Source organism: Candidatus Chloroploca mongolica (genome assembly GCF_004762035.2).
Taxonomy (GTDB): Bacteria; Chloroflexota; Chloroflexia; order Chloroflexales; family Chloroflexaceae; genus Chloroploca; species Chloroploca mongolica.
On record NZ_SIJK02000128.1, the window covers coordinates 1 to 4,798 of the forward strand.

The 4,798-nt window shown below is 65.1% G+C and carries 3 protein-coding genes; all 3 read left to right on the top strand.

The genetic code is table 11. The features are described from left to right. Positions 1-1,652, top strand: a 1,652-nt coding sequence (locus EYB53_RS24965) for a tetratricopeptide repeat protein (RefSeq protein WP_135482275.1), incomplete at its 5' end; no start/stop codon positions are given. A gap of 125 nt (positions 1,653-1,777) precedes the next feature. After that, the gene (locus tag EYB53_RS24970; protein ID WP_135482278.1) at positions 1,778-1,975 is read left to right on the top strand and encodes a hypothetical protein; all 198 of its coding nucleotides are present in this window, start codon (positions 1,778-1,780) and stop codon (positions 1,973-1,975) included. 275 nt (positions 1,976-2,250) lie between these two features. Continuing rightward, on the top strand, positions 2,251-4,798 hold a 2,548-nt coding region (locus EYB53_RS24975), incomplete at its 3' end, for a tetratricopeptide repeat protein (protein ID WP_135482280.1).

A 4,798-nucleotide genomic window follows, 5' to 3' on the forward strand; every position in this document is an offset into this window, starting at 1 on the left:
ATCTCGCAGAATTGTTGCGTGCCCAAGGGAACTACGACGCGGCCCGCCCCCTCTACGAACGCGCCCTGGCCATCCGCGAGCGCGTGCTCGGCCCCGAGCATCCCGATACCGCCACCAGCCTCAACAATCTCGCGGGCCTGTATGGTGCCCAAGGAAACTACGACGCGGCCCGTCCGCTCTATGAACGCGCCCTGGACATCCGCGAGCGCGTGCTCGGCCCCGAGCATCCCGCTACCGCTAGAAGCCTCAACGATCTCGCGATCAATTATTGCTATCAGGGCGATCTGGCAACTTCTGAACGGTTGATGCACCGGGCGCTTCAGATTCGTGAGACCCGTCTTGGCCCTGATCACCCCAATACGCAGGGTTCACGCCAGAGTCTTGCCGTTATTCAGCAACAACGTGGTCGCCTCGCAACGCCGCAACCGAGCGATCCCCGCGAAGCCCTTGCCCCACTCCTCGTCGCTATCGCGGCCGTTGCCACTGGCGACAATGCGCCACGGCAGGAAGTCACTGAGGCCCTGGCCGACCTTGAGCAGCAGGGCTGGAGGCTGCGCGAACCCATCGAGCGCATCTGGGCCGGTGAGCGGGATCGCGCGGCGCTCGTGGCGGGCCTCGCTGATCAAGACACCGCGCTGATTGACCGGGTGCTAGCGCTGATCGAACGCCGTCAAGCACTGCTCACCAGCCTGCCGGAAGCGCTACGCACCGCGCTCCGTGAGGGCAATGCCGTGGCCCTTCAGGCGGCCCTGGAAGCCCTGCCAGAAGATCAACGTCATGCCGTGCTTGCGCAGCTTCAGGAAGCCGGGATTATTGGTGGTGGCCCGGATATGGGTGCGGTGCTGCGCGAGTTCGAGCCGCTGCTGCAGGCGATTGCTGCGGTGGCGAACGGCGACGAGGGGCCACGGGCCGAGATCGAGGCAGTGCTCCCTCAGCGTGAAGCACAAGGGTGGCAACTCACGAGCGCCGTGCAACGCATCTGGGTCGGTGAGCGCGATGAGGCACGGTTGACCGAGGGGATCGATGCGAACTCAGCCATGCTCGTGCGGCGGATTCTCGTTTTGCTCAACCATCCTGAGCCAGCAGTACCTTCCTCAATCCGCGATGCCTTGGCGACGGGCAACCCGCAGGCTATCCAGACGGCGCTGGAAGCGTTGGAGCCTGACGAGCGCACCCGCGTCGAAGCATGGCTCCGTACCGAAGCCGAGCAGGTGATGGATGCCTTGACCCGCCGTAGTCCTGATGAGCTTGTCGCGGGATTACCACCAGCGGTGCGGAGTGCCCTAGCGCAGCAAGACAACGACGCTTTCGAGGCGGCCCTGGCAGCGCTACCTGAAGCGGAGCGCCAACAGGTGATGGTTGACCTCAGTGCGCTCCAAGCGCATGCGGTGCGTGCGTCCCAGCAACAAGACCCCCTCGAACGCTTCGCCCCCTTGCTCGCCGCCATTGCCGCCGTTGCGAACGGCGACGAGGGGCCACGGGAGGAAGTCACGGCAGCATTGGTGCAATCAGAGCAGCAGGGCTGGATGCTGCGCGGGCCAGCCGAGCGCATCTGGGCCGGTGAACGGGATCGCGCGGCGCTCGTGGTGGGCCTCGACGACCAGGACGCGGCGCTGATCGAGCGGGTGCTGGCGTTGATCGCGTCGCCGTGATGATCATTGTTGCCCGGCCCTGCGCCGCATCTACGGCGATCTTGCCACGGGAGCGTATCTTTTGCGCGGCGCAGACGGTCTAGAAGGTAGTACCTACTCTGCTAGATGCAAAGGAGGCCCCTACGATGACCACCGACGCGATGCTCACCGCCCTCGCCGCCGCCATGCGGCGCAACGACCGCGAGGCAACCCAGGCCCTCCTGGACAGCCTCGCAGCCCGCGTCCCGCCCGCCCGCCTGGTCGCCCTGCTGGACGGCCTGCTGGACGACCTGCGCACCGCGCCCGCCGCGCCGTCCAGGGGGATCACGGTGCTCGCCGCATAAGCCTCGCGGCTGGGTTGATGCCAAGACGAGGTAAGCGGAAAGCGGAAAGCGCCGAACGCATCAGGATGCGCTGGACGCCTCCGCACGAGGGTCGTGCCGCACGCCCTGGCCGTGCGATCTTGGCGTCGCGGCGTCAAACGATGGGGCGGAGCATGAGCGCAACGAACCCCCGTCGCGGCGTTCCAGAACGCCCCTGCCAAGCCGTTCAGATTCGTGCCTGAAATCGAGTATACTACGAGCAGGCAACGCACACCAAGCTAACAAGGGCACCGTCAATGCCACCAACGCCGCCCGCTGACGATCCGTTGACCACGCAGGCCCGCGCCGGGCTGCGCCGCACCCGCTGGCCTGCGCTGCTCGCCGGGGCGGGCGGCGCGGCCACGCTGGGCCTGCTCGGCGCGGCAGGGCTGGCTCCGCTGCTGGCGGGGCTGGGCGTCGGGACGCTCGCGACTGCGCCGGTAGCCGCCTGGCTCACCGGGATGGGCATGAACGCGCTGGCGGGTTGGGTGGGCAATCTGGCCGCTGACGGCGTGCAGGCCGCGCTCGCGGAGGATGAACCTGATCCGGCGTGGGTCGCCGCTCTGGGCCAGCGCCTCGATGCGGCGGCGGTCAGTGACCAAGCGCTCGCCACCGAACTGGCGCGGCTGCTCCGTACCCTCGACGCGCTGCCCCAAGCGCTTGCGGCCATCGCTGAGGAACAAGGGGCGCAGAGCGATCTGCTGCGCGCCCAGTACGATCTGCTTACCCGTGTCAGTGCCGACATGGAGCGCCTGCACGTGAGCGGCGGCGCGTTGGGGCCGGTCGTGATCGCCGAGGCTGACCGGGTGATCGATGCCATCACCGCCCGCAGCGAGGCTCGCTTCGCCGAAGTGCTCGCGGCGCTGACCGCCCTGCGTGATGCACAACGGCAGGCGCTCGTGGACTTTGGCAGCGGCAACAAGTTCCGTGATGTGACGATGGGCGATGTCGCTGGGCGTGATGTCCATAAGCCCACGCTGGGGCCGGGCAGCATCTATGCCCCAGGAAGCACCATCCAACTCCCGCCGACGCCTGCTTCGTCCCTGCCCAGATCCAGCATTCCGCCCTCGTTTGTGCGCCCAGCAAATCCTTTCATTGGGCATGCACCGCAGCTCGATGCGATCCGAGCGCGGCTGTGCGATGGGACGACCCAACGATTGGCGCTCCATGGCAAGCCTGGGGTGGGCAAATCACGACTCGCAATGGAGCTTGTCGCTGACCCGGCCATCCGCGCTTATTTCAGTGGCGGCATCCTCGTCGCCCACCTGGGCATCATCGCACAACTCGATCTGGCACTACGCACCTGGATTGCGGATCTGGGCCTGGAAGATCACCCGAAGTTCAGCATGACCGAGAATCTTGCTCAGATCACCCGGCTCATCCGCCATGATCCTCGCCCGTGGTTGGTGGTCGTTGATGATGTGTGGCACATTGACCACCTCCGCTCCTTCTTTACCTTGCCAGATCATGTGCAGTTACTGATTACCACGCGCCAACGTGATGCATTGCTCAGCCTCGGGGCGTACCTTGCCCCCGATGCGCTCATCGCGATCCCTGTACTCGAACTTTCCTCTGCGGTTACCCTGCTGCGCACAACCGCAGGGCTTCCACCGACGGGATATGAGGCTGAGTTGGCGATCCTCGCGCAACTCGTCGGCGGCCTCCCTCTTCTGCTAACGGTGATGGGCAGCTATGTGCGTACGCAGCGTGGCGAGCAGGCCGAGTGGTTCACCCAGGCACTCGTAGCCCTCCGCGCAGCATCCACACGGCTCAACCTTCCAGTAGCGACGTTGGATACGGCAGAGGCACGCACCACAAAGCGGGGCTGGTTGGCTCGCCTCTGGCAACGCGAGCGGCAACCAATCCTGCCACTTAGCCCCAACGCCATCATTGGGCTGAGCTACGAGACCTTGCCCCGACTTGCGCAGCGCGTCTTTGTGGCGCTGGCAGGCTTCCCACCTAATCCGGTGAGCTTTGATGTAGCGACCGCCAGTGTGGTCGTTGAGTGCGATGAAGGTGAATTAGCAGCTGTGCTGCGCCTCCTGATCCAGCGGAGCCTCATTGATGGGGACGGAGCGGGGCGCTTGCGAATGCACCAGGTACTCTGGGATTGGGCGGAGAGCTATGATCGTCGGGCAGTCAAGGAAGCCCAACAGCGCCTGCGCCGCTGGCACCACGACCTCCTGAATCCAACATATGGTGAAGCGTTCACAGTCTGGCGCACCCACGCCGACAATTGGGCGCAGATGATCGAGACATGGCAAGCAGCTATGCACGACCCTGATGTCCTCGCTTCCTGCCTCAACACCATCGTGCCTGCTTTGATTGCGCAAGGATACTGGAACGCAGTGCTGGAGGGGCTGAAACAGGCGTTGGCGATCTTCCGCACGATGCCCAGCCGACAGGCCGAGATTGCCCAGGTGCGCTACTATCTAGGCTTGGTGCGCTACGAACGTGCCGAGTACACCGTGGCGGAGCAGGACACCACGGAAGCGTATGCTACTTTTCAGATCATACATAGCCTCAGGGGACAGGGCGCATCCATGAGTCTGCTTGGCAACATTCATCACGCTGTCGGCAACTACCCAGCAGCTCTGGCTTGCTACCAAGAAGCGCTCTCGCTCACGCCAGAGACGGATGAGGGCAACTACGCAACGTACCTCAACAACCTCGCCGCGCTGTACCACACGCAGGGCAACTACGCGGCAGCCCGCCCGCTCTACGAACACGCCCTGGCGATCCGGGAGCACGCGCTCGGGGCTGACCATCCTGACACCGCCCAAAGCCTCAACAACCTCGCCGCGC

What these genes read in the sequence shown, in the direction of transcription:
- EYB53_RS24970 (WP_135482278.1), top strand. Translation starts at nt 1,778, where the DNA reads ATGACCACCGACGCGATGCTCACCGCCCTCGCCGCCGCCATGCGGCGC.